This window comes from uncultured Pseudokineococcus sp., from assembly GCF_947499845.1.
Classification (GTDB): Bacteria; Actinomycetota; Actinomycetes; order Actinomycetales; family Quadrisphaeraceae; genus Pseudokineococcus.
The window spans coordinates 1-326 of record NZ_CANMPM010000068.1 but is presented as its reverse complement, the minus strand read 5'-3'; the positions used below and the strand labels follow the sequence as shown (position 1 = coordinate 326).

Genomic DNA, 326 nt, shown 5'->3' with positions numbered 1-326 from the left:
CGCATCGCCCACGCCCTGCTGCCCATCCGCGGCAAGGGCTCCTCCGACTGGGCCTACGCGTGGGTCCCCGTCGTCGGCCCTGTCATCGGTGGGGTGCTGGCTGCGCTCGTCTACTACGTGATGCCGATTGCGCAGACCACCTGAAGCGGCCCTGCACCTACCCCAGCTCGACTCCCTGTTTGCCATCCACCCACCTTCCGGAGAAGGACACCGACGTCCCATGAGTGAGACCACCACCGCGGCGAGCGGCACCGGTTCCAGCAGCGCCCGCTACGTCGTCGCCATCGACCAGGGCACGACGAGCACCCGCGCCATCGTCTTCGACC

At 68.7% G+C, this 326-nt stretch carries 1 protein-coding gene; it reads left to right on the top strand.

Annotation, left to right across the window (positions count from 1 at the left end; all coding sequences use genetic code 11):
* Positions 1-144: aquaporin (locus Q0789_RS16820; RefSeq protein WP_363326177.1), on the top strand; the 144-nt coding region annotated here is incomplete at its 5' end.
* Between the last annotated feature and the right edge of the window lie 182 nt (positions 145-326).